At 62.4% G+C, this 25704-nt stretch carries 24 protein-coding genes; 5 read left to right on the top strand and 19 right to left on the bottom strand.

Annotated elements, in window-relative coordinates; translation table 11 throughout:
* Positions 1-56 precede the first annotated feature (56 nt).
* The 8 genes from ACPWMG_RS16825 to ltnD form a co-directional block, all read right to left on the bottom strand.
* On the bottom strand, positions 57-2675 hold the full coding sequence (locus tag ACPWMG_RS16825) for an ABC transporter permease (RefSeq protein WP_483300625.1): 2619 nt from the start codon (positions 2673-2675) through the stop codon (positions 57-59).
* Between the two features lie 6 nt (positions 2676-2681).
* Positions 2682-3338 carry an ABC transporter ATP-binding protein gene (locus ACPWMG_RS16820; RefSeq protein ID WP_483300624.1) on the bottom strand — a complete coding sequence of 219 codons (657 nt, stop codon included), beginning with the start codon at positions 3336-3338 and terminating at the stop codon, positions 2682-2684.
* A complete protein-coding gene (gene miaA / locus ACPWMG_RS16815; RefSeq protein ID WP_483300623.1) occupies positions 3335-4315 on the bottom strand; it encodes a tRNA (adenosine(37)-N6)-dimethylallyltransferase MiaA in 981 nt (326 codons plus the stop codon). Before miaA ends, ACPWMG_RS16820 begins: the two co-directional genes overlap by 4 nt.
* Entirely contained in the window at positions 4312-5583 is a 1272-nt protein-coding gene (locus tag ACPWMG_RS16810) for a multidrug effflux MFS transporter (RefSeq protein ID WP_483300622.1), read from the bottom strand. Before ACPWMG_RS16810 ends, miaA begins: the two co-directional genes overlap by 4 nt.
* A gap of 106 nt (positions 5584-5689) precedes the next feature.
* A complete protein-coding gene (otnI, locus tag ACPWMG_RS16805; RefSeq protein WP_483300621.1) occupies positions 5690-6487 on the bottom strand; it encodes a 2-oxo-tetronate isomerase in 798 nt (265 codons plus the stop codon).
* 29 nt (positions 6488-6516) lie between these two features.
* Positions 6517-7182, bottom strand: a complete 666-nt coding sequence (locus tag ACPWMG_RS16800) for a class II aldolase/adducin family protein (protein ID WP_483305276.1) — start codon at positions 7180-7182, stop codon at positions 6517-6519.
* An 11-nt stretch (positions 7183-7193) separates the two neighbouring features.
* Positions 7194-8462, bottom strand: coding sequence for a 3-oxo-tetronate kinase (gene otnK / locus ACPWMG_RS16795; protein ID WP_483300620.1), 1269 nt, complete (start codon positions 8460-8462; stop codon positions 7194-7196).
* Positions 8459-9370 (bottom strand): L-threonate dehydrogenase, encoded by a 912-nt coding sequence (gene ltnD, locus ACPWMG_RS16790; RefSeq protein ID WP_483300619.1) that lies wholly within the window; start codon positions 9368-9370, stop codon positions 8459-8461. Before ltnD ends, otnK begins: the two co-directional genes overlap by 4 nt.
* 278 nt (positions 9371-9648) lie before the next feature.
* On the opposite strand from ltnD, the gene panB reads away from it, so the two are divergent.
* Together panB and panC are read left to right on the top strand one after the other, a co-directional pair.
* A complete protein-coding gene (gene panB, locus ACPWMG_RS16785; RefSeq protein WP_483300618.1) occupies positions 9649-10530 on the top strand; it encodes a 3-methyl-2-oxobutanoate hydroxymethyltransferase in 882 nt (293 codons plus the stop codon).
* 23 nt (positions 10531-10553) lie between these two features.
* Positions 10554-11387 (top strand): pantoate--beta-alanine ligase, encoded by an 834-nt coding sequence (gene panC, locus ACPWMG_RS16780; protein WP_483300617.1) that lies wholly within the window; start codon positions 10554-10556, stop codon positions 11385-11387.
* Between the two features lie 11 nt (positions 11388-11398).
* Here panC and ACPWMG_RS16775 read toward each other — a convergent pair whose 3' ends face one another.
* The 3 genes from ACPWMG_RS16775 to tsaE all read right to left on the bottom strand — a co-directional run bounded on the left by ACPWMG_RS16775 (position 11399) and on the right by tsaE (position 14313).
* A complete protein-coding gene (locus ACPWMG_RS16775) occupies positions 11399-12190 on the bottom strand; it encodes a FadR/GntR family transcriptional regulator (RefSeq protein WP_483300616.1) in 792 nt (263 codons plus the stop codon).
* A gap of 123 nt (positions 12191-12313) precedes the next feature.
* Positions 12314-13777, bottom strand: coding sequence for an N-acetylmuramoyl-L-alanine amidase (locus tag ACPWMG_RS16770; RefSeq protein ID WP_483300615.1), 1464 nt, complete (start codon positions 13775-13777; stop codon positions 12314-12316).
* On the bottom strand, positions 13774-14313 hold the full coding sequence (gene tsaE / locus ACPWMG_RS16765; RefSeq protein WP_483305275.1) for a tRNA (adenosine(37)-N6)-threonylcarbamoyltransferase complex ATPase subunit type 1 TsaE: 540 nt from the start codon (positions 14311-14313) through the stop codon (positions 13774-13776). Before tsaE ends, ACPWMG_RS16770 begins: the two co-directional genes overlap by 4 nt.
* Between tsaE and queG the strand changes: the two genes are divergently transcribed.
* Positions 14299-15387: a tRNA epoxyqueuosine(34) reductase QueG gene (gene queG / locus ACPWMG_RS16760; protein ID WP_483300614.1), complete on the top strand. Its 1089-nt coding sequence runs from the start codon at positions 14299-14301 to the stop codon at positions 15385-15387. The two genes, tsaE and queG, sit on opposite strands and share 15 nt — an antisense overlap.
* A 124-nt stretch (positions 15388-15511) precedes the next feature.
* Here queG and ACPWMG_RS16755 read toward each other — a convergent pair whose 3' ends face one another.
* Together ACPWMG_RS16755 and ACPWMG_RS16750 are read right to left on the bottom strand one after the other, a co-directional pair.
* Positions 15512-16360, bottom strand: coding sequence for a THxN family PEP-CTERM protein (locus ACPWMG_RS16755; RefSeq protein WP_483300613.1), 849 nt, complete (start codon positions 16358-16360; stop codon positions 15512-15514).
* 332 nt (positions 16361-16692) lie between these two features.
* Positions 16693-17598 (bottom strand): AEC family transporter, encoded by a 906-nt coding sequence (locus ACPWMG_RS16750; RefSeq protein WP_483305274.1) that lies wholly within the window; start codon positions 17596-17598, stop codon positions 16693-16695.
* Between the two features lie 151 nt (positions 17599-17749).
* On the opposite strand from ACPWMG_RS16750, the gene ACPWMG_RS16745 reads away from it, so the two are divergent.
* Both ACPWMG_RS16745 and ACPWMG_RS16740 read left to right on the top strand, forming a co-directional pair.
* Entirely contained in the window at positions 17750-18730 is a 981-nt protein-coding gene (locus ACPWMG_RS16745; protein ID WP_483300612.1) for a tripartite tricarboxylate transporter substrate binding protein BugE, read from the top strand.
* Positions 18731-18909: 179 nt separating this feature from the next.
* Positions 18910-20361, top strand: coding sequence for a SulP family inorganic anion transporter (locus tag ACPWMG_RS16740; RefSeq protein WP_483300611.1), 1452 nt, complete (start codon positions 18910-18912; stop codon positions 20359-20361).
* A 184-nt stretch (positions 20362-20545) separates the two neighbouring features.
* On the opposite strand, the gene ACPWMG_RS16735 is transcribed toward ACPWMG_RS16740, so the two are convergent.
* The 6 genes from ACPWMG_RS16735 to ACPWMG_RS16710 form a co-directional block, all read right to left on the bottom strand.
* Complete coding sequence (locus tag ACPWMG_RS16735) at positions 20546-21409, bottom strand: LOG family protein (protein WP_483300610.1); 864 nt, start codon at positions 21407-21409, stop codon at positions 20546-20548.
* A 50-nt stretch (positions 21410-21459) separates the two neighbouring features.
* The gene (locus ACPWMG_RS16730; RefSeq protein ID WP_483300609.1) at positions 21460-22707 is read right to left on the bottom strand and encodes a zinc-binding metallopeptidase family protein; all 1248 of its coding nucleotides are present in this window, start codon (positions 22705-22707) and stop codon (positions 21460-21462) included.
* 168 nt (positions 22708-22875) lie between these two features.
* Entirely contained in the window at positions 22876-23190 is a 315-nt protein-coding gene (locus tag ACPWMG_RS16725; RefSeq protein WP_483300608.1) for a BON domain-containing protein, read from the bottom strand.
* 226 nt (positions 23191-23416) lie between these two features.
* Positions 23417-23698 carry a hypothetical protein gene (locus ACPWMG_RS16720; protein WP_483300607.1) on the bottom strand — a complete coding sequence of 94 codons (282 nt, stop codon included), beginning with the start codon at positions 23696-23698 and terminating at the stop codon, positions 23417-23419.
* Between the two features lie 66 nt (positions 23699-23764).
* Positions 23765-23929: a DUF1328 domain-containing protein gene (locus ACPWMG_RS16715; protein WP_422831772.1), complete on the bottom strand. Its 165-nt coding sequence runs from the start codon at positions 23927-23929 to the stop codon at positions 23765-23767.
* A gap of 285 nt (positions 23930-24214) precedes the next feature.
* Complete coding sequence (locus ACPWMG_RS16710; RefSeq protein ID WP_483300606.1) at positions 24215-25606, bottom strand: sensor histidine kinase; 1392 nt, start codon at positions 25604-25606, stop codon at positions 24215-24217.
* Between the last annotated feature and the right edge of the window lie 98 nt (positions 25607-25704).

Raw genomic sequence — 25704 nt, 5'->3', positions numbered from 1 at the left:
ATGTTGCAATAGCCTGTTGAGGGCAATATGGCGATGCTTGGAGAACGGCTGGCGTTTTACCAATCTTCCTTCACCGCCAGCACGGCATTGCGGCTAGCGGCTGAGCGGCCCGCCAGCCAGGCTGTTGCGGTGCCGGCCAGCACCACGGCCAGGCACAGCAGCAACAAGCGTGGCCAGGGCAGGCGCAGGTCCATAGTCCAGTGAAAGCTTTGCGGGTTGACCACAAACACCAGCACCATCGCCACCGCAATGCCCAGCGCCAGGCCAGCGGCTGAGCCCACCAAAGTCCAGGCAGCGCCTTCACCTGCCACCACTGTGAGGATTTGCCGCCGCGTCAGGCCCAAATGGGCCAGCAAACCAAACTCTTTTCGGCGCGCCAGCACCTGTGCGCTGAAGCTGGCCGCCACGCCAAACAGGCCGATGGCAATGGCCACGGCTTGCAGCCAGTAGGTCACAGCAAAGCTGCGGTCGAAGATGCGCAGCGAAGTGGCGCGGATGTCGCCCACCTGGGCGAAGCTTAGTTCCGCCGCGTCCACTTTGGCCAATGTGCGCACCGCTTGCTCGACTTGCGCGGGCTCGCTGCCGGGACGCAGCCACAGGGCCATATCGTTGACTTGGGTGTCGCCGCTCAGGGCCACGTAGTCGGCTTGGTCGATGGCGATGGCACCGAACTGGCGGGCGTAGTCGCGCCACACGCCAGCTATGAAAAATCTAGCTGTCTGTGCTTTTGCAGTATGCGTAGACGGCACAAAAGACTTGGAAAGCAAGGAGAACTCAGTGCCTGGCCGCGCGCCGTACAGGTCGACCATGGGCTCACTGACGTACACCCCGACCATGCCTTCAGGCACTGGCAAAGCTGGGCTCACCAAGGGCAATGCAGAACCCTGTGCGCTGACGACTGGACGAGAGATGAACGCCACGCTGGGCAAACCAGGGTCGAGCTGCAAGGGCACGACGCGCAGCGTGCTCACGCGTTGCACCTCAGGTAACTTTGCCACCGCTTCCGGCAACGCTGGGGGCAACACGGCGCTGTCGCCACTGCTGGGGCCAGTGCCCGTGCGCACGTACAGGTCGGCGGGCAGGACCACGTCGAGCCAGTCAATCACCGAGCCGCGAAAGCTCGTGACCATCACCGTCAACGCCACGGCCAGGCTAAGCGCAGCCACCACGCCGCTCACCGCCACGGCCGCACTTTCGCGCACACGACGCGCGCGCTCAATTGCCAGCGTAGGCAGCAGCCGGTGGGCCAGCAGGGGGGCCAGGCGGTCGTAGAGCAGGCCAATCCACCAAGGCAACACGGCAATGCCACCGATCAGCAGCAACGCTACCGCAACGTACGCTGCCAGCGGCATGCCGGCGATGGGCGGCACAAACGCCAGCGCCACTCCGGCCATCAGCAGCGCCACGCCGGGCCAGCGCGCGGGTGCAGCCGTGCCTACCTGACCCAAGCCTTTGAGGGTTTGCGCCGGTGGCAAGCGTTGCGCCAGTTTGGCGGGCCACCAGCCGCCGGCCAAGGCCGCCGCCACGCCCAGCGAGCCAAACAGCAGCGCCATGCCAGCTTGCCACTGCAGCGCCGGGGCGACACCTGCAAAGTAGCCACCGCCCAAGTCACCTCCCAGCACGCGCAGCGCCGTGGCTGCCAGGGCTGTGCCCATCGCAATACCGGCCACACTGCCCACCAGGCCGAGCACCAAGGATTCGGCCAGCACCAGTTGCAGGCGCTGCCGCCCTGTGAGGCCCAGCACGCCAAGCAACGCAAACTGCTGCAGCCGCTTCGCTACGCTGAGCGACAACACCGAGAACACCAAGAACGCCCCCGTGAACAAGGCCACCAAAGCCAGCACGGTGAGGTTGACGCGGTAGGCACGTGAGAGGTTGTTGATGCGTTCGGCCGAGTCGCCGGGTTGCACGGCTTGCACACCGGGCGGCAAGGCCAGGGCGGTGAGCAAGGTGCTTTGCTGGGTGCCGGGCTGCAGACGCAGATCGATGCGCGAGAGCTGACCTTGGCGCGCGAAGCTGTCTTGTGCGGCACCAATGTCCATCACCAGCAGCGGCATCCCGTCGCCCGCAACATTGCCGGCCACGCGCAGGGAGTGATGGGCTTGGCCTTGCTGAAGTTGGACGCAGTTGGCATTGGCAACCAAAGCGCATGGCGTGATGCGCAACTGCTGGCGCGCGCTGGCGTTGAGGAATACCGCGTCGGGCGCAAACAGGTCGAGCCGGTTGGCGTTGTCGTCGTCCAAACGAGGCAGCAGGCCCGGCGCCACGGCGGCCACGCGCAGGCTGTCCACGCCTACTACGCGCACGCTTTTGAGTGTGCCGTCGGCAGCGGTGGCGGCAGCGTCGATCTCCAGCACCGGGCTGGCCACCGCTACCTCGGGCCGTGTGGCGACGCGCGCGAACAAGGCCTCATTGAACGGGGTCTGCGTGGCGCGCAACGTCAAGTCAGGCTGGCCGCTGACCACGCGTGCGGCGCTGGCAAATTCGCTGAGTGCCGAGGTGTTGATGAGGTGCACCGAGAACGCCAGCGCCACACCCAGCATCACCGCCAGCACGGCGGTGGCGCTGCGCCAAGGGTGGTGGCGCAGCTCCTGCCATGAGTAGCTGGCCAGCAGGGCCAGCACCGTGTTGGGCGCGCGCTGGGCTTGTTGTGGCTTGGCTAACTCGGCGTCCATGTCGTTCTAGACGAAGCCGTTGGCGCTGAGGTGCAGCACCCGGTCGGCGCGCGCGGCAGCGGTGTCGGAGTGGGTCACCAGCACCAGCGCCGTGCCGTGGTCGCGTGCCTGGGCGATCAGGCTGTCCATCACGCGTTGGGCGGTGCTGGGGTCAAGGTTGCCGGTGGGCTCATCGGCCAGCAGCAGGCGCGGCTGGTGCACCAGCGCACGCGCAATGGCCACGCGCTGGCATTGGCCGCCGCTGAGCTGTTGCGGCAAGCGTGCGCCCAGACCGGTCAGGCCCACGGCGTCGAGCAAGGCGTTGATGCGTGCGGGGTCGCTGCGGCCCAGCAGCATCAAGGGCAGGGCAATGTTTTGTGCCACGTCCAGGTGCGGCAGCACATGGAAGGCCTGGAACACAAAGCCCACCTTTTCGCGGCGCAGCAGGGCGCGCTGGTCGTCGTTCAATGGCGCGAGGTCGGTGCCGTCCAGCGTCACCGTGCCGCTGCTCCAATCGTCCAGCCCGGCCATGCAGTTAAGCAGCGTGGACTTGCCCACGCCCGACTCCCCGACGATGGCGACGAACTCGCCCGCGTGCACGCTTAAATCGACGTGGCTGAAGACGGCGGCATCGCCATAACGTTTGCTCAAGCCCTGCAGTTGCAGGATGGGCTTTGCGCTCATGCGGGTGCGAGGTGCTCGTCCACCAAACGCAGCACTTCGGCCACGGGCTCGGCGCCATCGGCGGCCACGCATTGGCGGCGCGGCATGGAGCGAAGCCAGGTGATCTGCCGCTTGGCCAATTGGCGTGTGGCGGCAATGCCTTGCTCGCGCAAGGTGGCTAGGGTAGCGGGCTTGAGGTCGGGGTCTTCGTCCAGCGCCGTCCAGACTTGGCGGTAGCCCACGCAGCGCATGCTCGGCATGTCGGGCGTGAGGTCGCCACGCGCGCGCAGAGCGCGCACTTCGTCGATGAAGCCTGTGGCAAGCATGGCGTCGAAGCGCTGCGCAATGCGTTGGTGCAGCCAGGCGCGGTCGTCTGGTTCTAAGGAAATAAAGGCCACAGCGCTCATGCGCTCTGCGTAAGCTGCTTCTGTTTTAGGAGTGTGCAGGGCCGACATGGGTTGACCCGACAGGGCATAGACCTCCAGCGCGCGTTGAATGCGCTGCGCATCGGCGGGCTGCAGGCGCGCGGCGGTCACGGGGTCTACGGCGGCCAGCTTGGCGTGCATGGCGGGCCAGCCCAGCGCGGCAGCTTCGGCTTCCAACAAAGCGCGCACGGCGGCGTTGGCTTGGGGCAACTCGTCCAGCCCGTCGAACAATGCTTTGAGGTACAGCATGGTGCCGCCCACCAGCAGCGGCAGGTGGCCGCGTGCGGTGATGTCATGCATCAGGCGTTCGGCGTCGGCCGCAAACTCGGCGGCGTTGTAGACCTGCAGCGGGTCGCGGATGTTGATGAGGTGGTGCGGGGCCACGGCCATTTCAGCCGCATCGGGTTTGGCCGTGCCAATGTCCATACCCTTGAACACCAGCGCCGAATCGACGCTGATGATTTCCACCGGCTTGCGCGGCGCCAAGTGGCGCGCAATGGCCAAGGCCGCAGCGGTTTTGCCCGAGGCCGTGGGGCCGGCTAGAACGATGGCTTGAGGGAGCGCTGTGATCATGCGGCTTTGGCGGGGCTAGGGGTTGGGTCGCCGTGTTTTTGCACCAGCGTCCAGGTGATGAGGGCGATGACCGCCGTCCAGAACCACATGCCGTTGGTCAGCGGGAACACCGTGCCATCGGCGGTGGCGCCCAGCCAGGCGCCCATGCCAAAAGCGCCCAACATCATGGCAAAACCGCTGAGCGCCGAGGCCGCACCGGCCATGCGCGGGAATGGCCCTACGGCGCCGCTTTGGCTGCACGGTTGGTTGACGCCATGGGCCAGCACAATGAGGTAGGCGGGCAACAAAATCGCCCAGGGGCTGAACACACCAGCCAGGGCCAAGCCACCCAGCAAGGTGCCGCCGGTGAGCGACATCACACCCGCTCGCTTCAGCGTTTTGCGCACGCCGTGACGTGGCAGCCAGTAGCGGCACAAGAAGGTGCCGCACAGGTAGGCAAACGCTACGCTGAACATCGCCAGGCCGCACAGCGCTTTGCTCATGCCCATGATCTTGATGAACACAAAGGGCGAACTGGCCAGCATGGTGAAGAGCACGCAGTACGAGGCCGTGCCCAGCAGGGTGAAAGCGATGAACGTGGGGTTGCGCACAATGGTTACCCAGTTGTGCCACAGCGCGCCAAACTGCAAGGCATTCGGGTTCTTCACGGTCACGGTTTCTTCAAAACGCCAGAACACCACGGCCAGCACAGCCGCGCCCACCACAGCCGGCGCAAACAAGGCGCTGCGCCAGCCCAGGGTTTCGGCCAGCAGCCCGCCAATAGGGGGCGACAGGCAGGCCATCACACCCAGGCCGCTGAGCGCCTTGGACATGACGCGTGCGCCCATCTCGGGCACGTACAGGTCACGGATGATGGCGCGGGCACACATCACCCCCGCGCCCATGGCCGCACCTTGCAGCGCACGCCACAGCACCAGCATTTCAATCGACGTGGCGGTGGCGCCACCGGCTGCAGCCAAGGCGTAGACGGCCAGGCCTGCGAGCATGATGGGGCGGCGGCCAAAGCGATCGGACAGCGGGCCCCAGATCAACTGCGAAATGCCGAAGGCCAGCAGCAGCGCACTCAGCGTGAGCTGGGTTCTGGACACTGTGGCTTGCAAGCCTTCACTCAGCGCGGGCAGCGCGGGAAGGTAGAGGTCGGTGGTGACGGGTTGCAGGCCGAGGCACAGCGCGAGGATGAGCACAACCGTGCCGGGCAGCATGGCGGGCGTGGTGGTGGTGGCGGGGCTCGCGGCGGAACCCGCAGACTTGAGAGGGGAAGCAGACATCCGGCGAGGCTAACAGATGCGCTACGCCCCTGCCGCCGAATGCAGCAAGTCAGAGCCTGGTGATGGGGATCGACCGGCCCTGCTTTAGAACCAGATCAAAGCAAGGTTAGAGCCAGGGTTTGACCCAGCCCAGGCCATCGCTGGTGGCACCCTTGGCGGCCCCGCGCGCGGGGCGGTACTCGCAGCCTATCCAGCCGTCGTAACCCAGGTCGTCCAGCAGCTTGAACAGGTAGGGGTAGTTGATTTCACCCACATCGGGCTCGTGCCGCTCGGGCACACCGGCAATCTGGATGTGGCCGACGTTGCCGGTGGGGATGTATTGGCGGATGTGGCTTGCCAGATCGCCCTCAACCACTTGCAGGTGGTACAGATCCATCTGCACCTTGAGGTTGGGCGCGCCCACGTCGGCCACCACGGCATGCGCCTGGTCTTGGCGGTTCAGGTAGTAGCCCGGCATGTCGCGGGTGTTGATGGGTTCGATCAGCACGTTGATACCCAGCGGCGCGGCCATGGCGGCAGCGGCGCGCAGGTTTGCCACATAGGTGGCGCGCAGTAGCGCGTGGTCGGCGCCAGCGGGCACCAGGCCGGCCATGGTGTGCACGCGCGGGCAGCCAAGGGCTTGGGCGTATTCCAGCGCCCTCGCGAAGTTGGCGCGAAACTCGGCCTCGCGGCCGGGCAGGCAGGCCATGCCGCGTTCACCCGCATCCCAGTTGCCGGGAGGCGCGTTGAACAACACTTGCTGCAGGCCGTGTGCCTTGAGCTTGGCGGCCAACACATCGGGCGCGTAGGCGTAGGGGAACAGAAACTCCACGGCCTTGAAGCCGTCTTTCGCGGCGGCGGCAAAACGGTCGAGAAAATCCACGTCGTTGTAGAGCATGGACAGGTTGGCGGCGAAACGGGGCATGGGTGTCTCCTTTATTCTTTAGATTAGGCTTACCAAGAAGCCGCAAAGGTTTGGCGCAGCTCGTCGATCTGCTGTTCGGTTAGCGCGCTGGCGCGGCCTGCGTTCAGCAGCCACAGGCGCGCGGTTTCTTCGAGTTCTTCTAGCGTGGCCATGGCCTGTGCGGGTGTGTGGTGCCACACGTTGGGACCAAGCCGGGCCAGCATTACCGCGCGAATGGGGCTTCCCGCTGCGGCATAACGGCCGATGGTTTGCGCCACCTCTTCGGCGGCTTCTGCGGCACCCGGGCGGTGGTAGGTGATGTGCGGCACGTGGCCGACCTTCATCACGAAGTAGGGCGTGATGGGGGGCAGTAGTTCGGCACCGGATTCTGCTTGCAATGAACAAGCCACCGTATGCGTGCTGTGCGTGTGGATGACGCAGCGCGCGGGCTGTGTGGTGCTGGCGCTGGCCTCGTAAATGCGCCGGTGAAGGGTGATGGTTTTGCTGGCGCGTGCGCCGCTGATCTGTTGGCCTTGCGGGTCGAGCAGGGCCAGGTCTTCGGGTACCAACTGGCCCAGGCAGGAATCGGTGGGGGTGATCAAAAAGCCATTCGCCAAACGCACGCTGATGTTGCCTGCGGTGGCGTGCACGTAGCCACGCGCGAACAGCGAGGCGCCTACGCGGCAGATCTCGGCGCGGGCTTCATGCTCGGGCAAAAAATCGGAAGTCATTGCAGTTGGGTAAACGCTTTGGTGAAGAAGTCCACACTGCCGAAGTTGCCCGACTTTAGCGCCAGGTGCAAGCCTTGCACCTTGTTGACCGTGGCGTGGCACCACGGCACGCCGGGGTCGATTTGCGGGCCGATGCGCAATTGGGTGATGCCGAGCCTTTGTACCACCGCGCCCGAGGTCTCGCCGCCTGCCACCACCAGTTGCTGTGCGCCCATGGCCACCAGGCCGCTGGCGATTTTGGCAATGGTGTCTTCCACCATGGCACCGGCCTCATTCGTGCCGAGTTGGCCTTGAATTTTTTTCACTGCATCGGGCGTGGCGGTGGAATACACCAGCACCGGGCCCTGCGCCAACTTGTCTTTGGCCCAGGCCAGGGCATCACCGGCAACATCGGCGCCAGCGGCGATTTGCAGTGGGTCAAGGGCCAGGGCTGCGCCGCCCGTGCTGATGAAGTGCGCCACTTGCTGGTTGGTGGCGACCGAGCAACTGCCCGACACGATCGCTCTGTAGCCTTGAGGCGCTGGCAACGCGGCGGCTTGGCTAGAGGGCTTCAAGCCAAAGTTAGCGGGTAACGCAATCGCCACACCCGAGCCAGCCGTCACCAGGGGCATGTCGCGCAGCGCAGGGCCCAGGCGCAGCAAGTCGTCGTTGGACACAGCATCGACCACGGCCATGCCCACGCCTTCGGCCTGCAACTGCGCGATGCGTTCGCGGATGGCGGCTTCGCCAAGAGCCACCACGCGGTGGTCGATCAGCCCCACCTTTTGCTCGGTTTGGGCCTGCAGCACACGCACCAGGTTAGCGTCGGTCATAGGGGTCAGCGGGTGGTGTTGCATGCCGCTTTCGTTCAGCAGCTTGTCGCCCACAAACAGGTAGCCCTTGAACACCGTGCGCTGGTTGTCGGGGAAGGCCGGTGTGGCAATGGTGAAGGGCGTGTCCAGGGCTTGCATCAGTGCATCGGTTACCGGGCCAATGTTGCCGCTGGCGGTGCTGTCAAAGGTGGAGCAGTATTTGAAGTAGATCTGCGCCGCCCCTTGCTGGCGCAGCCAGTGCAGCGCGGCCAGCGACTGCTCCACCGCTTCTGCGGCAGGAATGGTGCGCGACTTCAGTGCCACCACCACGGCATCCACATCGTCGTGCAGGGGCGTGGCTGGCACGCCAATGGTTTGCACCACGCGCATGCCGGCGCGCACCAGGTTGTTGGCCAGATCAGTGGCGCCGGTGAAGTCGTCGGCAATGCAGCCGAGCAGCAGGGCTTTGGTCATGATGTTTGGTCTTTGCCAGTAGGCAGCGTAATGCCTGGGAAGATTTTGATCACCGCGCTGTCATCCTCGCGGCCATGCCCGGCGGTTGAGGCCTGCATGAACATTTGGTGCGCCGTGGCGGCCAGCGGCAGTGGGAACTTGGTGGCGCGGGCGGTGTCGAGCACCAGGCCCAGGTCTTTCACAAAAATGTCGACAGCCGAGAGCGGCGTGTAGTCGGCCGCCAGCACATGGGCCATGCGGTTTTCAAACATCCAACTGTTGCCCGCACTGTGGGTGATCACCTCGTACAACGCGTCTGCGTCCACACCTTCGCGCAGACCCAGCGCCATGGCTTCGGCGGCCACGGCAATGTGCACACCGGCGAGCAACTGGTTGATGATCTTCACCTTGCTGCCGGCGCCCGCCTGGTCGCCCAAGCGGTACACCTTGCCGGCCATGGCGTCGAGCACGGCGTTGGCGGCCGCATAGGCTTCGGTCTTGGCCGAGGTCATCATCGTCATCTGGCCCGACGCCGCCTTGGCCGCGCCGCCGGAAATGGGCGCGTCGACATAGTGCAGTCCCAGCCCGTTGAGCCGCGCTTCTTGGGCAATCGACCAGTTGGGGTCGACGGTGGAGCACATGACATAGGTGGTGCCGGGCTTAGCTGCGCTGGCCACGCCGTCATGGCCATACAACACGGCCTCGTTTTGCGCCGCGTTCACCACCACGGACACCACCACCGGACACGCGGCCGCCAGTGCTGCGGGTGTGGCGCAGGCCACACCGCCTTCGGTAGCAAATGCGGCGGCGGCTTCGGGGCGCACGTCACACACGTGCACGTTGAAGCCATTGCTGCGCAGCGTTTTGGCAATGCCCAAACCCATGGCACCTAGGCCGATGACGCCAACGGGGGAGGGGGAAGTGGGCATAGGTGTTCCTGCGAAGTTTTGAGGATATTCGTCAGGTCATCATACAAATTTGAGCGACTTCAGCTATCGGGTAAACACCGGATAAGTGTTCGATTGGCTGTAGCTTGCGGCTTGCCTCGATGGCGCAAATGGTGCGGATGGAAAGGCACAGAGAGAGTGCACCAACCGTTGCAAATGCGTCTGCCCCGCCAACCTATACTTTTGACCCGCCGCGTGAACACCCTCAACCTTTGATTGGCGTTGCGGTTCACCTCATTCAAACCAGAGTCCCGCACTTGATGTCGTCCGAAACCGGTTCTTCCGCACCATACGGTGCTGGCGCCAGCAGCCCCGTTCCCTCCTCGCGCAAACCCATGAGCTTGCCACGCCTGGCCGACATGCACGCGCGCGGTGAAAAGATCAGCATGCTCACCGCCTACGACGCCACCTTTGCAGCGATGGCCGATGCGGCCGGGGTCGACTGTTTGCTGGTGGGCGACTCGCTAGGCATGGTGTGCCAAGGCTTGACCAGCACGGTGAGTGTGACGCTCGACACCATGCGCTACCACACCGAAAGCGTGGCGCGCGGGTTACAACGCAGCCAAGGCACAGCCTGGCTGATTGCCGACTTACCCTTTGGCAGCTACCAGGAGTCGCGCGAGCAAGCCCTGCGCAGCGCCACGGTGTTGATGCAGGCTGGCGCGCAAATGGTGAAGCTGGAAGGCGGTGGCTGGACGGTGGACACCGTGCGCTTTCTGGTGGAGCGCGGCATTCCGGTGTGCGCGCATTTGGGCCTGACGCCGCAAACCGTGCATGCCTTGGGTGGCTACCGCGTGCAAGGGCGCGATGTGGAAGCGGCCGAACGTTTACGCCGCGAAGCGCGTGCGCTGCAAGACGCCGGTGCGGCCATGTTGGTGCTGGAAATGGTGCCCGCCGCACTGGCGGCAGAGGTCACCACACAACTGCAAAGCTGCGCCACCATTGGCATTGGGGCCGGGCAAGCGACCGCAGGCCAGGTGCTGGTGCTGCACGACATGCTGGGCATCAACCTCGGCAAGATGCCGAAGTTTGTGCGCAACTTTTTGGATGGTGAAGCGACCAGCATCGCGCAGGCCCTAGCGGCGTATGTGCAAGCGGTGAAAGACGGTAGCTTCCCCGACGACAAACTCCACGCCTGGTAGCCCCTCGATACAAGCCCATCACCATGTATATCGCCCGCAGCATTCCAGAACTCCGCAGCCATTTGGCAGCCTACCAACGCCCGGCCTTTGTGCCCACCATGGGCAACTTGCACGATGGCCATCTGGCCTTGGTGCGGCAGGCCAAACCGTTGGGTGACGTAACCGTGGCCAGCATCTTCGTGAACCGCTTGCAGTTTTTGCCGCACGAAGACTTTGACTCTTACCCCCGCACCTGGGACGCCGATTGCGCCAAGCTGCAAGCCGCTGGCTGTGATGTGCTGTTTGCCCCGAACGAGGCCGCGCTGTACCCCGAGCCGCAAACCTACAAGGTGCACCCCGACCCGGTGCTGGGCGACATGTTGGAAGGGCACTTCCGGCCAGGCTTTTTCACTGGCGTTTGCACGGTGGTGATGAAGCTGTTCGCTTGTGTGCAGCCGCGCGTGGCGGTGTTTGGCAAAAAGGACTACCAGCAGTTGATGGTGATTCGGCATATGGTGCGCCAGTTCGCGTTGCCTATCGACGTGGTGGGCTGTGAAACGCTGCGGGCCGAGAGCGGGCTGGCGCTGTCATCGCGCAACGGTTACTTGAGCGAGGCCGAGCGTGCAGAAGCCGCCCGACTGTCGCAAACCTTGCGGGCGATGGTTGACGCTGTGGCCGCTGGTGAGCGTGACTTCGCTGCTATAGAGCAACGCGCTGTGCAATCGTTGGTTGAACGTGGCTGGCAGCCAGACTACTTGGTGCTGCGTCGGCAAAGCGATTTGCAAGTGCCCACCGTGGGCGATGCTCTGGTGGCTTTGGCCGCAGTCCGTTTGGGCTCGACGCGCTTGATCGACAACCTGGAGTTGTCTTCTAGCTGACCCGCAGCGCGCTACTTGCGCTGTTCGCCAGGTACCGGCCCCAGATCCAACAGGTCGCGCGCCAGGCGCTGCCCGTCCTGCTGCCAGAAGGCTGCGCCGGCTTCCCGCATGCGCTGAATGGCGTTGTCCATATGTGTGGTGGCGGCGGCGCGTGCGGCATGGCGGTTGCCGGCGGCGATGGCGGCCACAGTCTCCGCGTGCTCAAACGTCACGGCCGCCGCAAAGTCTTTCCTGCGCGCTTCGTTGGCGCGGGTGACGCGGGTCACGCCGTGGAGAAATTGCGCCAAGTAGTCGAGCGTGTGCAGCAGGTAGCTGTTGTTGGCGGCCAGCGCAATCGCGCGGTGAAACTGCACGTCTTCGGCTACGCCGTTTTCGCCGCGCTGCACGGCGGCTTCAATGGCCAGCACGGCGTTGTGGATGGCCTGCATTTGCGCCGGCGTGTGGCGTTGGGCGGCGAGGTCGGCCACCTCGGCCTCCAGGGCGCGGCGCACTTCCACGATTTGGATCACGGCTTCCATTGAATCGGAGTGCAGCGGGTCAAACCGCAGCGACTCGCCTGCCGGGGGCTGCTGCACATACACGCCGCTGCCCTGGCGCGCATCGACTAGGCCCTGCGAGCGCAGGCGCGACATGGCTTCGCGCACCACGGTGCGGCTCACATTGAATTGCTGCACCAGCGCGGCTTCGGTCGGAAGTTTGTCGCCGGTGGCCATGCGGCCAGAGCGGATTTCGGCTTCCAGCGCGTGGGCGACCTGGTCCGACAGCTTGGCCCCAGGTTTGATGGCAACGAAAGAAACCGACATGCAGCGTGCCTTAGGTGTTGAGGGTGGCCATGCCGAAGAAGCAAGCCTCAGTTCGGGACTTTAACCCAGCACCCTCAGATTTCGGGGTGTGGATTACACCGTCCCTGGGCTCCCTCTGCGGCCTTAGACCGTGCGGTTACGCGCCAGCGGCGGGTTCTTCGAGAAGTAGCCGATGATGCCGCGCATGATGGCGTCAGACAACTGTTGTTGGTAGGCGTCGCTGCGCAGGCGGGTTTCTTCTTCGGGGTTACTGATGAAGGCGGTCTCGATCAACACGCTGGGAATGTCGGGCGCTTTCAACACCGCAAAGCCGGCCTGTTCCACACGCGGTTTGTGCAGGCGGCCCACGTTGCCAATCTCTCCCAGCAGCGCGCTGCCGAGCTTCAGGCTGTCGTTGATTTGCGCGGTGGTGCTCATGTCAAGCATGGCTTTTTGCACCTGCGCGTCTTTGACCTGAGTGTTCACGCCGCCAATCAAGTCAGCGTTGTTTTCTTTGTTCGCCAGCCAGCGGGCCGCGCTGCTCGACGCCGAACCGTGGCTCAGCGCAAACACGCTGGCGCCGCGCGCCTCGGGAGTGATGAAGGCGTCGGCGTGGATGCTGACGAACAGGTCGGCTTGCACACGCCGCGCTTTTTGCACACGCACTTGCAGCGGCACAAAGAAGTCGGCATCGCGCGTCATGTAGGCGCGCATCGGGTTGCCGTTGATGGTGGACGCGTTGATGCGCTCGCGCAGGCGGTGCGCCACTTGCAGCACGATGTCTTTTTCGCGCGTGCCTTTGGGGCCGATGGCGCCGGGGTCTTCGCCGCCATGGCCGGGGTCGAGCGCAATGATGATGAGGCGGTCGGTGCGGTTGCCTTTGCCGCTAGAGGCCGTGTTGGTGGGCGGTGGCTCGTTGTCTGGAGTGTTGGCTCCGGGCTTGGCCTTGGAAGGATTTTGGCCTTTGCCGCTGGTGGCGTCGCTGGCGTCAGCCGTGGCCACTGGCGGGTTGGGGTGGGGTGGCGGGGTGGCCGGAGCCAACTGTGGTTTGTCCGACTGCTTGGCGATCAGCTCGGCCAGCGGGTCGGGCGTGGCGTTCGGCGCGAGCGACGGCGTGGTCACCACATTGGTGGCCGGTGTGCGGTCTTTGATGCGCTCGGCAATCAAGGCCTCCAGCGGGTCTTCGGCTTGTGCGGGGTAGAGGTCGAGCACCAGGCGGTGCTGGTAGGCGGCCACCGGGGCGAGCGTGAACACTTGCGGTTTGGCCGCGCGCTTGAGGTCGATCACCATGCGCACGATGCCCGGAGCGTTTTGCCCCACACGGATACCGGCAATGTTCGGGTCGTTGGCCTGCACCTGGCCCACCAGTTCGCGCAGAGCCGGGTTGAGGTCAATGCCTTCAATGTCCACGGCCAGGCGCGGCGGGTCGGCCACAAAGGTTTGGCGGGTGACCAACGCAGTGTCGGACTCGATGGTCACGCGCGAATAGTCGGGGGCGGGCCATACACGCACGGCCACAATGCCGGCGCCGCGCGCGATGTGGTGGGCGCCGAGCAGCAGGGCCAGCATGCCGCCCTGCAATCCGTGGAGTGCATCGCGGCGCTTCATGCGGCGGTCTCCTGTTGCAGTAGTTGAAGCAGGGCCGCACCAGCGGCGGTGTGGGCGGCGAGGTGAACCTGGCGGCGGGTTTCGTCCATGGGCGTCAATTGAATGGCGAGGTCGGGTGGGGGGAGCAGGGCGCCGGCAAGGTCTGGCCATTCGGCGATCTTCAAGCCGGGGCTGGCGAAGATGTCGCGAAAGCCTGCGTCTTCCCACTCGCGGGGATCGGTAAAACGGTAAAAGTCGAAGTGCGAGATGGCCAGCGTGGCACTGTCATGGGTGACTTCATAAGGCTCAACCACCGCGTAGGTGGGGCTCTTGATGCGGCCTTGAATGCCCAGCGCGCGTAGCAGGTAGCGCACAAAGGTGGTCTTGCCCGTGCCCAGCGGCCCTTGCAGGGTGATGAAAGCGTTGGCGATGCCAGGCCATGCGGCCAGCCGTTCGGCAAAGCGCTGGGTGGCCGCCTCGTCTTGCCATTCCAACAGCATCTGCTGCGGCATCGGGGCAGGGCTTTCTACAATCGGCTGGTGATGAACAGTACTCAGAACGAAGATCTCCAGTTGGTGTCTCAAATTCAGCTTTGGGCACGTGAGCTGGGATTTTCCCAAATCGGCGTGGCCCCGGTCGATTTATCTTCGGCCGAAGCCGGTCTGAGTGCCTGGTTGGCCCAAGGGTTCCATGGCGACATGGCTTATATGGCAACACATGGACTCAAACGTGCACGCCCGGCCGAGCTGGTGCCGGGCACGGTGAGCGTGATCACGGCACGCATGAATTATCTGCCGCGCGACACACCATCGGACTGGCAGGGCGTGGAATTTTCGCGGCTGACGCGGCCCAACGAAGGCATCGTATCGGTCTACGCGCGTGGCCGCGATTATCACAAGGTGCTGCGCGCGCGCCTGCAAAAGCTCAGCGAACGTATTGCGGCGCACGTGGGGCCGCTGGGGTTTCGCGTGTTCACCGATTCGGCTCCTGTGCTGGAGGCTGAGCTGGCCTCACGCAGCGGCCAGGGCTGGCGCGGCAAACACACGTTGGTGCTTAGTCGCGATGCGGGGTCGATGTTTTTTCTGGGCGAGATCTATGTGGATTTGGCCTTGCCGGCCACCGCCCCCACCAGTGAGCATTGCGGTAGCTGCTCGGCATGTATCGACGTGTGCCCCACACAAGCCATTTTGGCGCCGCAGCGACTTGATGCGCGGCGTTGCATTTCTTACCTGACGATTGAACATGCGGGGCCGATCCCTGAAGACATGCGCCCCTTGTTGGCGAACCGCATTTATGGCTGCGACGATTGCCAACTCGCCTGCCCGTGGAACAAGTTTGCCCAACGCTCGGTACTACCGGACTTTGATGAGCGCAAAGGTTTGAGCGGCGCCAAACTCACCACGCTGTTTGGTTGGACGGAAGAAGAGTTTTTGCGTTACACCGAAGGCAGTCCAATCCGCCGCATTGGTGTGGAGCGCTGGCGCCGCAATATTGCAGTGGCCATGGGTAACGCGGTTCGCTCTGGTGCGGATGATGAGCTACTTTTGCAGACGTTGGCTGCTGGTGCACAGAGTGATTCACCATTGGTTCGCGAACATGCCACGTGGGCACTGGCCCAGCACCCGGGATAAGTCTGCAGCGGTGTGAATTGAGGCGCCAAAGCAAATCAGCCAAAACCCCATGCCCATAGGCACAAGAAGTTTTGGCTGATGGATGCGGGAGACGATGGCGTCTACGGCGGCGATTTTTTTCGCGTTACTTACGAGCCTTCTGGCGGCGACGCACACCTGCTGCGGCGATCAGACCCAAGCCCATCAATGCGACGCTGGTCGGTTCTGGCACGTGGTTCGTAGGATCTTGGCCGGGCACGATGGGATCGCTGGTGATGACGAAGTTGAAGGTGAAGGCGTTTGCACGAACTTCTTCAGTCGTGAAGCCAATGCACTTGGCGGCTGCACCAGCGGCTGCACAGGCCGCATCAGACAGCGTTTGCAGCTTGTCGTCGCCGGCGAAGAAACTCACGTAGTAATTGTTGTTGTCAAAGCTGAACCTGTTGTTCGTGGCGCCAGAAAACACAAAGATGTCGTTGCACGGCGTGGGGCTGGCCACCACGCAGGTGCCGCCATTGGTCGTTTCGAGGAAGTTGATCTGGTATGGGAAAGCGATCGACGTTGTTTCACCTGTGCCTGCGGGCGTGAGAGCCGTCAAGGTCAGCGAAGAGGTGATGATGGCGCGGCTCAGTGTGCCGGGCGCTACGCCAGTGGCATCGGGGGCGATTGGATTGTTGTAGTGCGTGGTGGTGTTGGTCGCTTTTGCCGCGCCATTGGTTTGAACCGTGCCGGTGGTGGATGGGTTGGAAATGGCCAGGCCGCTGCGGTTGGAGCCCACATAAGGCAGTCCACAAGGTGCTGCACCCCAGGTGATCCATTGCGCATTGCCCGATTGGCAGCCGTTGCTGTTGGTAAATGAAGCGGCCGTGAACGCAGTGTTGGCGGTATAGGTCCATTCGGTGATCAATGGACCGGCAGAAGCGAGGCCAGCTGACAGGCCAAAAGCGGCGGCGAGGGACAGAAAAGCGGTCTTGGAAGCAGTTCGGATGTTCATGGTCATGCAATAGAGTTGATTGGATTCGCTACATGACCGTATGGCGTTTGAAGAGCTTTCATTCGCGAGCGTTTTGATCTTGTATACGATAAAATTATTGTATTTAATTGCTTTGATATGTATGTGATAAGTAATTCACGTATGCTGAGGCACACAATGTGGCGGCCTCGGAAACAGTGCCGAAAGTCACAAGACAAGAAGCAAATCCAACTGCGCATGAAAAAACCGGCTGCCGTGCTACATGGCGGCGGGGCCGGTTGTGTGGGGACTGCTGAAGGGCTGGGCTTGGAGACGAGTGCCTGGAAATGACGCCTAAGCCTAAGAACTGACGGCTAAGTTACAAATGACAGCGCGAATGGAATGCTCAACATGCCGAGCAAGGTGGATACGCTGACGAGGGCAGCGGTGAGGGCCCCGTCGTATCCCATCTTGGCGGCCAGTACGTAGCAGCTAGAGGCTGTAGGCAAAGCCGAAAACGCAATCAACACCGTCGTTTGAATCTGGGACAGCCCAAATCCCCACGCCACGCCGATCGCAACCAACGGCGCGATGAAGTGGCGGATGGCGAGCACCGAAATTGCCAACGCCTTGGCACGTGCCAGCGAGTTGAACTGCATGCCCGCACCGGCCGCCATCAGTCCCATCGCCAGCGACGCGGACCCTATACGCGTTACCGTGGGCTCCAACCAGGTGGGGATCTGAAAACCCAGCAGGTTGACCAGCAGTCCCGAGCCGGTGGCGACGATGAGTGGATTGCGCACCAGCTCGCGGGCAAATCTGCGTTGTGCCTGGCGGGCCATGGGCCAGATTGCGGCAACGTTATAGAGTGGCACACACACACCGATCAGCACGGCAATCAGTTGCTGCCCGGTGGCCCCACCTAAACGCTCGGCCAATGCCAAGGCGACAAAGGAGTTGAAGCGAAAGGCGACCTGGGCACAGGCGGCATGTTCGCGACGATCAATCTTGCGGCCCAGCCAGGGCAGATAGGGGAGTGCATAGGCGATGCCGATGACGAGCAAGCCAAGTGTCCACCCCGCACCGATGACAGCCGAGGCTGCACCAAGGTCAAGCGGGTTCTTGACGATGGAGTGGAACAGCAATACCGGGAACAGGCAGTAGTAGGTGAGGCTTTCCACCTGGGCCCAGACGGTGCGATTCAACGCGGTGTAGCGGCAGATCAAGAAGCCACAGAGGATGAGCGAAAAGTCGGGGAAGAGGAGTTGGGCGTAGTTCACCAACTGAGAATACCAGCGAGTCCACAACCACTCGCGGGCTATCACCCATTCCAGGAAAGAAGTCTCTCGGTATAGTGTGTTGACGAACAAACCCACGAGGTTTCACAAGAGTCTTGGCGGGTGATTTTTTTGTTTATAAGGAGACGGTTTGATGCAACGACAGATTGTGCGTAGTGTTTTTGCTCTCGGGGCGATGGGGGTGGCGGCCTTTGCAGGCCAGGCCTTGGCACAGGGTTATCCCAACAAAGTGATCAAGCTGCAGGTGCCATTTGCACCCGGCGGCACCACCGACATCATTGCGCGCGTGATCGCCGAGCCGCTGGGCAAAGCGCTGGGCCAAAGCGTGATCGTGGACAACAAGGCAGGTGGTGGTGGCGTGGTGGGGGCGCTGGAAACCGCGCGTGCCGCACCTGATGGCTACTCGCTCGGCATCGCCACGGTGTCGACCACCGCAGCCAACCCGGCCATCAACCCGAAGATCCCATACAACCCCATCACGGACTTCACCCCCATCATCAACATTGCCGCCACGCCCAACATCATTGCGGTGAACCCTGGCTTTCCGGCAAAGGACTACAAGTCGTTTGTCGCCGAATTGATGAAGTCACCAGGCAAGTATTCGTACTCGTCGTCCGGCACCGGCGGCATTGGCCACCTGCAGATGGAGCTGTACAAAAACATGACGAAAACCTTCGTCACGCACATTCCCTACCGTGGTGCCGGCCCAGCGCTGAACGACACCGTGGCCGGGCAGGTGCCAATGATTTTTGACAACCTGCCGTCTGCGTTGCCGTTCATTCAAAGCAACCGCCTGGTGCCGATTGTGGTGGCCGCACCGCAGCGCGTGGCCAGCTTGCCCAACGTGCCCACCTTCAAAGAAGTGGGACTGGAGCCGGTGAACCGCATGGCCTACTACGGCATCTATGGCCCCAAGGGTTTGCCGAAGGAAGTGGTCGACAAGATCAACGCTGGCGTGCGCAAGGCGCTGGAAGAGCCCGCCGTGCGCAAGCGCATTGAAGAGACCGGCTCCATCATCATCGGCAACACGCCGGAGCAGTTTGCAGCGCAAATTCAGGCCGAGTACGACGTCTACAAAAAAGTGGTGACGGACTCCAGGCTCACGCTCGATTAGGCGCCGCGCTTGGGTCTCGCGACAAGCCGCCCTTCGAGGCGGCTTTTTTGCGTCCATCAAGACGGTGGGCCCGGTGTTTACAATTTCGCACTTGCTCCCGCAGACTGCGGTGCCTTGGCGCATCGCATTCCCCGTCTTCACTTTCTGGGCCACACGGCCCAGTTCGCTCTTAAATTCTCATGACCCAAGAACACAGCCGTTGGCGCGCCGAATGGGCGCCCAGCATTCCACGCGAATTGATGGCTGGCGCCGTGGCCACGTTTGCGTTGATTCCAGAGGTCATCGCGTTTTCGTTTGTCGCGGGGGTGGACCCAGCGGTTGGCCTGTTCGCCTCGTTTGTGATTTCCGTGGTGATCGCCTTCACCGGCGGGCGCCCGGCCATGGTGTCGGCAGCAGCGGGCTCGGTGGCCTTGGTGGCAGCACCGCTGGTGCAGTCGCATGGTGTGCAGTACTTGTTGGCGGCGGGCATTTTGGCCGGCCTGGTGCAAGTCTTGTTTGGTGTGCTGCGGCTTGGGGTGCTGATGCGTTTTGTGTCGACCTCGGTGCGCACCGGCTTTGTCAACGCCTTGGCGATTCTGATTTTCTCGGCGCAGATGCCGCATTTGATTGGCGCGAACCTGGCAACCTGGGCCATGGTGGCGTTGGGGCTGGTCGTCATTTACCTGCTGCCACGTTTGACCACTGCGGTGCCGTCGCCACTGGTGTGCATCGTGGTGGTCTCGCTGGTGGGCCACGCACTGGGCTTGCCGCTGAAGACCGTGGCCGACCTCGGTTTGCTGCCCGATGCCTTGCCCAGCTTCGCGCTGCCGCAAGTGCCGTTTTCGCTGGAAACCCTGCGCTTGATCGCACTGCCAGCCTTGGCCATTGCCATGGTGGGTTTGCTGGAATCGATGATGACGGCCAGCGTGGTCGATGACCTGACCGACACGCCCAGTTCCAAAAGCCGCGAGTGCTCGGGCCTGGGCCTGGCCAACGTGGCGGCCAGCTTTTTCGGCGGTATCGCAGGCTGCGGCATGATCGGCCAGACCGTGAGCAATGTGCGCTACGGCGGCCGTGGCCGCCTGTCCACCTTGTTCGCGGGAGTGTTTTTGCTGATCTTGATGGTGCTGCTCAAACCCTGGGTGTCGCAGGTGCCGGTGGCGGCCTTGGTGGCCATCATGGTGATGGTGTCGGCTTCGACCTTCGATTGGGGATCGCTGCGCACCTTGGTGCGGCACCCCAAGTTGTCGAGTGCGGTGATGCTGGTCACCGTGGTGGTCACGTTGATCACGCACAACCTGGCCGCTGGCGTGGCGGTGGGCGTGTTGCTCAGCGGCGTGTTCTTTACCTTCAAGGTGGCACAGTTGCTGAAGGTGACGGTAAGCGGAGAAGAGGTGTTGACTTACCGAGTCTCCGGCCAGGTGTTCTTCGCCTCGGCCGACATGCTGGTCGATGCTTTTGATGTGCGCGAGGTAGACGGCCGGCCGGTGCAGATCGAAGTGACGGGCGCGCACTTCTGGGACATTACCGCCGTGGCCGCACTCGACAAGGTGTGCCAGCGCTTGCGCAAACACGGCAGCACCGTCGAGGTGTTGGGGCTCAACCCCCACAGCCAGGCGCTGGTGGCCAGGCTTGACCTCGACGGCGGTTAGGGCAACGCTGAACAAGCCCCTCGTGCGCCGCGTTCCCTCGTTTTGGGCGATCTGCTGCGTTGCAAATCCGCGCCATAGCTGCGGCTATGGCTGTGGCTGCTTTGACAATTCAGTCCTTGCATCTCATCCCAAACCGAGGTTCGCGCCATCACAGGGACTTGTTCAGCGTCGCCCTGGGCCAACTTTAAAGTTGGTAGAACGTGCGGATCACTTGCCAGGCGTCTTCTGGCGTGTCGACGTATTTCACCAAGTCCACATCGGCTGGTGAGATCGCGCCTTCTTCCACCAATACGTCCAGGTTGATCAGGCGCTTCCAGTAGTCGGTGCCGTACAAGATGATGGGCACGGCTTTGGCCTTGCCGGTTTGCACCAACGTCAGCACTTCAAACAACTCGTCCAGCGTGCCAAAGCCGCCGGGGAAAGCCACCATGGCTTTGGCGCGCATCATGAAGTGCATTTTGCGCAGCGCGAAGTAGTGGAACTTGAAGTTCAACGAGGGCGACACAAAACGGTTGCCGCTTTGTTCGTGCGGCAGGGCGATGCTGAGGCCCACATTCATGGCGCCCATCTCGTGTGCGCCACGGTTGGCGGCTTCCATCACGCCGGGGCCGCCACCGGTGGCAATGTACAAGCGCTCGGCCGGTGGGCGGGCGTTGCTGTACTCGGCCACCACGCGGCCGAACAGTCGAGCCTGGTCGTAGAAGTGGGCGTTGCGCACGCGGCGTTCAGCGGTTTTGATGGCAGCAGCATCGCCACTGGCTTTGGCCTTGACGAGTTCTTCTGCGGCCACGTCAGGCTCGGGAAAGCGCGCGCTGCCAAACACCACGATGGTGTTTTCGATGCCCTGCGCCTGTTGCGCCAAGTCGGGTTTGAGCATTTCCAACTGGAAGCGGATGCCACGCGTTTCGCGGCGCAACAAAAACTCCGGGTCGGCAAAGGCCAGGCGGTAGGCGTCAGGCGCCAGCGGCGCTCCGTCGTCGGTGTGGGCTTGCAGGTCGCTCCAGTCAAGGGCGACAGCGCGGTCGTTGAGTTTTTCAGTGGTTTCCATGGTCTTCATTGTGCGGCACTTGGCGCACGGATTTGTTGTTGTTCAGTGGTTCACGGGTTGTTGGGATTGCAGTCTTGGATGACCTCATGCACGAAGCGTAGTTTATGCAGCGCGGCTTCGGACAGGGCGAACGGGTAAGCGTCGTTTTGCCCCAGGCTGCGGTTCAGGCTATTGAGTAACAAGGTGACTGGCACCCATTGTTGAATCATGGCATCGAAGTCGCTTTCTTCGCCCTCGAACGGGTTGTCGGGCGTTTGGGTTTCGTCGGGGCCGGGGCTGGGGATGACCAGGCTGGTGTGGTAGGCCGCCGCCGTTTCCAGCAGGTCGACCATATGCAAGTAGTGGGCCCAGGTTTCGGCCCAGTCTTCCCATGGGTGCGCCTGGGCATAGGCGCTGACAAAAGCGCCTTGCCACACGTTGGTATGACCGTTGGCGTAATGCGCTTGCAGCGCCAAACCGTAGTCTTGCGACTCGTCGCCAAACACGGCGCGAAAGTCATCAATGCGGTTGCCGTCGCGGATCAGCCGATCCCAGTAAAAGTGGCCCGATTCATGGCGCAGGTGACCAAGCAAGGTGCGATAAGGTTCGCGCAGGGCGACGCGGCGGCGCGCACGTTCGTCATCGTCTGCCTCGGCAATATTCAGGGTGATGGTGCCGTTGGCGTGGCCCGTCATCACCGGGGCCTGGCCGGGTATGTCAGCCAAGAAGGCGTAGACCGGCGAAAAGAAAGTCGAGTCCGTGCTGCGGGTGGCCGTCAGGCCCAAGCGTGCCAGGGTATAGAACATGCGTCGTTTTGCCGACTCCACACGCGCCCAACGTTGCACGTTGTCGGGCTGGCTCAGGTCGGGCAGCAGTTGGGTTTGCCGACACGAGATGCACAGCGGGTTCGGGTCGCTTTCTTCTACGGCGAAGTTGCAGGCCTGGTAGGTATCGTGGTTGTGGCACATGCGGTAGCGCGGCATGTCGGCCTGGGCGGCTTCCCCGCTGTTTTCTCCATCGCGTGGAGCCATACGTTGAAAACGTTGCCACAAGGCTGGCGCCGGTGGTGGCGGTGCAGCCTGGGTTTGAATATCCTGCGGCTCCAGCGGTGCGTTTTCCGGTGGTGCAGGCGTTGGGTTTTCGGCCTGTGAGAAAGATGGTGCGGCCGGTTCTGGGGACAGGGTTTCAGGTGCCGCAACCAAGGCGGCCAGAGGCAGGCCAGGCTCAGGCAGTACAGCCAGTTTCGAGCCGCAGTTGAGGCACAGAACGTTCTCAAAAAAAAGCGGCTGCTCGCAGTTGTCGCAGCTAAAGAGTTTCATGGTGGCAGCCCGATATGCCGCATGGCGGCTGTTGTTGGTGTTGATTCACCCTGGCCCAATAGAAACGCCGAGCCAGCCCTTGCAAAATGGGCTGGCTCGGCGTCATTGTGGTCCGAATCGGTGGCCTTGTCCGTTGTGGTCAAGCCACTGATGGCATGGCGTTAAAACTTAGGGGCGCACCACCAGCTTGTTTTCCACACCGGTCACGCCCTTGACGGTACGGGTGATGGATTCAGCTTGAGACTTTTCAGCGGTTGACTTGGCAAAGCCGGCCAGCGACACAACGCCCTTGAGGGTTTGCACGTTGATCGCACCAGCGTCAACGGTCTTGTCCTCTACAAATTTGGCCTTTACGGCGGTGGTGATGGCCGAGTCGTCAACATACGAGCCGACGGACTGTTGATCACGCACCACGGCGCAGCCGGTGGACAAGACGGTGATACCAGCCATGGCGGCAAAAACAAGAGCACGAGCGTATTTCATAGTTGTTCCTTTTTGATGACTACAGTGCCTAGGTTTGAAAAACTCACCGGTCTGTGGCACCACCCCGACCGGTTGCATTGGCTTTGAAAGCAATGCCACTCAACAGAACTCAGAAACCAGCCTTAACTTGAGATGGCCTGTGCAAGGTAAAAAAACCGCCTAAGCCACTCCCTCCGTTTGGTTTGCGGGGGCGTTCAGCATAGCCCTTCCCCCGGAATTTGAATACTCAGGGTTGTGACCGCATCGCCCACAGGGCGCCGACGACCAGCGCACCTGCCGCTGTGGCCACCATCACCGCGCTCAAGGGGCGCTCGGCAACGTACTGGCGAGCGTACTGGGCCATGCGTTCAGATTCGGCACAGGCCGCGCGGGCTTGGGCACCTGCATCCACCACCGCTTGCTCTGCCGACTGCAAGACATCTTCTGAAAGCTTGCGTCCGGCTTTTCTGACATGGTGCAGTGGCGGGGTTGGCGTGCCTGCTGGCGTTTGTGACTTGAAAAACAGCATGGTGTTTTCTCCTATGTTGAGGCTGGGCGAAAAGAGCGGGTATCCAAAATATTTAGAGAACCGGCCCTATCCGCGCTTGAACAAGCTGATCACGAAGGTGACGACAGCCATGATGGCGAAGATCAAAAACAGGATCTTGGCGATTTCGACGGCGCCTGCGGCAATGCCACCGAAGCCAAAGACAGCGGCAATCAGGGCGATCACCAGGAATACGACTGAGTAGTGCAGCATCTCGAACTCCTTGTAGGGCAGGACCCTTATGGGTTGTTGGCGTTCGGATTTGAACGACCTGATGCAAGGTTAAGGCTGCACCTGTAGCAAACGCATCGGCAGGGAGCGGTTCACAGCGTCAGCGACTGCGCGACGCATTTGTAGGCGTAAAGCCCGTGCGCGGAACGGGGAGGGCCTTAACGTAAAAGAAGCCGGTGGCGCCCTGCAGAGAAGCGCAGGGTGCTGCTATATCCATAGCGGGAAGATGAGGGAAGGGACCCTCGCCTCAAGTTTCATTTGTTCCGCTTACGCGTCTGCGTGCTGCGCCTCGGAGGGCTGCTCCGCAGGACTATTGACGGCCGGCAATGCCGCCAGGATTAGCGTGCCCTTGCCTGCGCGCGAAGAAGGTGGGGATTCGATATCGAGCGTGCCGCCTACGGCCTCGACCCGGTGGCGCATGCCCACCAAACCGTGGCCCGTGCGGGTTAGGCTGGTGTTGAAGCCTACGCCGTTGTCATACACGGACACCGCTAGCTTTTGCCCCTTCAGGCACAGCTTGACCTCGATCTCCGTGGCCTGGGCATATTTGTAGATGTTGGTCAGCGACTCCTGCACCAGGCGGTAGATGATGAGCTCGGTGCCATCGTCCAGCTCGATAGGTTCAAACTCCGTCTTCACGGGAATGCCAGCGCGTTCGCTGAACTCGCGCGTCAGGATGTCCAGCGAGGCCAGCAGCCCCAGGTTGAACAACGCCGAGGGGCGCAAGTCTTCGATGATGCGGCGCTTCAAGGCAATCACGCTGTTGAGCGACTCTGACAGGTGCTGCAGCCGCTCCAGTATTTCTGGTCCGCCCGGGGCCAGCTTAGATTTCAGCCGCGCCACGTCCAGCTTGGCGGCCGTCAGCAGCGCACCCAGTTCGTCATGCAGTTCACGTGCCAGATGGCCGCGCTCCTGTTCACGCACGGTCTGCAAATGGGTGGCGAGTTCTGCCAGCGAGGCGGTGCGCTCTTTCACCAGTTGATTCAACAGATCGCGTTCTTTCTGCAGGTTTTCTTGCTCGCGCACATTGAGCTCATGCACTACACGGGTCTGGTGGAGGTACATGTAAAACGCCAGCAAACCCACCAGCGCTACTAGCGCAATGCCAATGCGCGACAGCAGCAGCGAGCGGTTGATCTGTTGCTGCCCGCTGGCCACCTTGGATTGCGTGCGTTCGATCATGGCCAGAGACTGGTTGCGGATGGCGTCCATCTGCTCACGCCCCACATCGGTGGTCAACACAAACTTCCACGCATCGTCGTTGCCCTGCATGCGTAGGCGCACGCTGACATCCATTTCAGACAGTTTGCCTTGTACCGAGCGCGATAGTTGCGTAAAACTCTGCAGGTCTTGCGGGTGGGTGTTGTAGAAGGCTTGCAGGTTCTCCAGGTTCTTTTGCAGTTCTCCGGTTGCGGTTTCGTATGGCTTCAGATAGCCGGCGTCTCCGGTCAGCAGATAGCCACGTTGGCCAGTCTCGGCATCCACCATCAATTGCAAGAGTTTGCTCAACTGGTTGGTGTTTTGCTGCGCTTCGGTGAAGTCGCTCAGGGCCGCCACCGAGCGCACGTAGCCGGTTTCGTTGATGCCCACCAGCAGTACCGCAGCCAAAATGGCCAGCGGCAGGCTAATGGCCATTTTGGGAATAGTGAGTCGTTTCATAGAGGGCAATGAAGAGGCGTCAAGGAGAGGGCGCCATGTTTATGGGAGATACCGGTGTCGCAATAGCTGGTTTTGATCAACAATGATTGAAATTGTTC

This window comes from Hydrophilobacter chitinilyticus (assembly GCF_049860745.1).
Classification (GTDB): Bacteria; Pseudomonadota; Gammaproteobacteria; order Burkholderiales; family Burkholderiaceae_C; genus Rhodoferax_B.
Note: the sequence above shows the minus strand (reverse complement) of the source record. Positions and strands in the feature narration are given on the sequence as shown.

Bases quoted from the DNA above. Each gene is read 5' to 3' on its own strand.
- ACPWMG_RS16820 (WP_483300624.1), bottom strand. From the start codon at position 3,338: ATGAGCGCAAAGCCCATCCTGCAACTGCAGGGCTTGAGCAAACGTTAT.
- ACPWMG_RS16730 (WP_483300609.1), bottom strand. From the start codon at position 22,707: ATGAAACTCTTTAGCTGCGACAACTGCGAGCAGCCGCTTTTTTTTGAG.
- ACPWMG_RS16745 (WP_483300612.1), top strand. From the start codon at position 17,750: ATGCAACGACAGATTGTGCGTAGTGTTTTTGCTCTCGGGGCGATGGGG.
- ACPWMG_RS16710 (WP_483300606.1), bottom strand. From the start codon at position 25,606: ATGAAACGACTCACTATTCCCAAAATGGCCATTAGCCTGCCGCTGGCC.
- panB (WP_483300618.1), top strand. From the start codon at position 9,649: ATGTCGTCCGAAACCGGTTCTTCCGCACCATACGGTGCTGGCGCCAGC.
- ACPWMG_RS16770 (WP_483300615.1), bottom strand. From the start codon at position 13,777: ATGAAGCGCCGCGATGCACTCCACGGATTGCAGGGCGGCATGCTGGCC.
- ACPWMG_RS16825 (WP_483300625.1), bottom strand. From the start codon at position 2,675: ATGGACGCCGAGTTAGCCAAGCCACAACAAGCCCAGCGCGCGCCCAAC.
- miaA (WP_483300623.1), bottom strand. From the start codon at position 4,315: ATGATCACAGCGCTCCCTCAAGCCATCGTTCTAGCCGGCCCCACGGCC.
- ACPWMG_RS16735 (WP_483300610.1), bottom strand. From the start codon at position 21,409: ATGGAAACCACTGAAAAACTCAACGACCGCGCTGTCGCCCTTGACTGG.
- panC (WP_483300617.1), top strand. From the start codon at position 10,554: ATGTATATCGCCCGCAGCATTCCAGAACTCCGCAGCCATTTGGCAGCC.
- ACPWMG_RS16740 (WP_483300611.1), top strand. From the start codon at position 18,910: ATGACCCAAGAACACAGCCGTTGGCGCGCCGAATGGGCGCCCAGCATT.
- otnI (WP_483300621.1), bottom strand. From the start codon at position 6,487: ATGCCCCGTTTCGCCGCCAACCTGTCCATGCTCTACAACGACGTGGAT.
- ACPWMG_RS16725 (WP_483300608.1), bottom strand. From the start codon at position 23,190: ATGAAATACGCTCGTGCTCTTGTTTTTGCCGCCATGGCTGGTATCACC.
- ACPWMG_RS16755 (WP_483300613.1), bottom strand. From the start codon at position 16,360: ATGAACATCCGAACTGCTTCCAAGACCGCTTTTCTGTCCCTCGCCGCC.
- ACPWMG_RS16720 (WP_483300607.1), bottom strand. From the start codon at position 23,698: ATGCTGTTTTTCAAGTCACAAACGCCAGCAGGCACGCCAACCCCGCCA.
- otnK (WP_483300620.1), bottom strand. From the start codon at position 8,462: ATGACCAAAGCCCTGCTGCTCGGCTGCATTGCCGACGACTTCACCGGC.
- ACPWMG_RS16715 (WP_422831772.1), bottom strand. From the start codon at position 23,929: ATGCTGCACTACTCAGTCGTATTCCTGGTGATCGCCCTGATTGCCGCT.
- ltnD (WP_483300619.1), bottom strand. From the start codon at position 9,370: ATGCCCACTTCCCCCTCCCCCGTTGGCGTCATCGGCCTAGGTGCCATG.
- ACPWMG_RS16810 (WP_483300622.1), bottom strand. From the start codon at position 5,583: ATGTCTGCTTCCCCTCTCAAGTCTGCGGGTTCCGCCGCGAGCCCCGCC.
- ACPWMG_RS16775 (WP_483300616.1), bottom strand. From the start codon at position 12,190: ATGTCGGTTTCTTTCGTTGCCATCAAACCTGGGGCCAAGCTGTCGGAC.
- queG (WP_483300614.1), top strand. From the start codon at position 14,299: ATGAACAGTACTCAGAACGAAGATCTCCAGTTGGTGTCTCAAATTCAG.